Here is a 1,370-nt window from a genome sequence, read left to right on the forward strand (position 1 = left end):
CCGCTCGCCGTTGCCAAGATCGTCAAGGGTGTTGCCGAGGCCGAACAGCCGGGGCTGATCATCGTCGGCAAGCAGGCGATCGATGACGACAGCAACCAGACCGGCCAGATGCTGTCGGCGCTCTTGGGCTGGGCGCAAGGGACGTTTGCTTCCAAGGTCGAGATCGGCGATGGCAAGGCAACCGTGACGCGCGAGGTCGACGGCGGTCTGCAGACGATCGCCATCACGCTGCCGGCGGTGGTGACCACCGACCTGCGGCTGAACGAGCCGCGTTATGCCTCGCTGCCGAACATCATGAAGGCGAAGAAGAAGCCGCTCGACAGACACACGCCGGCCGATTTCGGCGTCGACACGACCGCCCGGCTGAAGGTGTTGAAGACCGAGGAGCCGGAAGGCCGCAAGGCCGGCATCAAGGTCAAGTCGGTGGCCGAACTGGTCGAAAAGCTTAAAGTCGAAGCCGGCGTGCTCTGAAATCCGTGAGGTCCGCCTGCAAACGGCGTGTCGCTGTGCTTCCGGTGCTCACGTACTAGAGTACGCTGTGCGCCGGTTCTCGCGTCTCACCGTTTTCGGCAGGGCCTGACGGATTCAGGAACCAACAATTTTGGAGAACAAAACCATGGCTATTCTGCTTCTGGCTGATCACGACGGCAGCCACCTTTCCGACCAGACCGCAAAGGCGCTGACGGCGGCCGCCAAGATCGGCGGCGACGTGCATGTGCTGGTCGCCGGTGCCGGTGCCAAGGCGGCGGCCGACCAGGCCGCCAAGCTTGCCGGCGTCGCCAAGGTGCTGGTGGCCGAGGACGCCAGCCTTGCCAACAACCTGGCCGAGCCGTTGGCGGCGCTGATCGTGTCGCTCGCCGGCAACTACGACACCCTGCTTGCCGCTGCCACCTCGGTCGGCAAGAACGTCATGCCGCGGGTTGCAGCGCTGCTCGACGTTGCCCAGGTTTCGGAAATCACCGAGGTGGTCTCCGCCGATACTTATCTGCGCCCGATCTATGCCGGCAACGCCATCCAGACGGTGCAGACGACTGAGGCCAAGAAGGTCATCACCGTGCGCACCGCCGCGTTCGCCTCCGCCTCAGAGGGCGGCTCGGCCGCGGTCGAGACGATCGCGGCGGCGGCCAACCCGGGCCTGTCGAGCTTCGTGGCCGACGCGCTGTCGTCGTCGGATCGTCCGGAACTGACCTCGGCCAAGATCATCATCTCCGGCGGTCGTGCGCTCGGCTCGTCGGAAAAATTCCAGGAAGTGATCCTGCCGGTTGCCGACAAGCTCGGGGCCGCCGTCGGGGCGAGCCGCGCCGCCGTCGACGCCGGTTATGCCCCGAACGACTGGCAGGTCGGCCAGACCGGCAAGGTGGTCGCTCCCG

2 protein-coding genes are annotated in these 1,370 nt (G+C 65.8%); both read left to right on the forward strand.

All coding sequences use genetic code 11. The features are described 5' to 3' along the window. Positions 1-471, forward strand: a 471-nt coding sequence (locus BC363_RS29240) for an electron transfer flavoprotein subunit beta/FixA family protein (protein WP_141690479.1), incomplete at its 5' end; no start/stop codon positions are given. A gap of 145 nt (positions 472-616) precedes the next feature. Next, positions 617-1,370 (forward strand): electron transfer flavoprotein subunit alpha/FixB family protein (locus BC363_RS29245; protein ID WP_065793351.1); only part of this gene is annotated, 754 nt, incomplete at its 3' end.

It is taken from the genome of Ensifer sp. LC384 (assembly GCF_001695865.1).
Taxonomy (GTDB): domain Bacteria; phylum Pseudomonadota; class Alphaproteobacteria; order Rhizobiales; family Rhizobiaceae; genus Ensifer.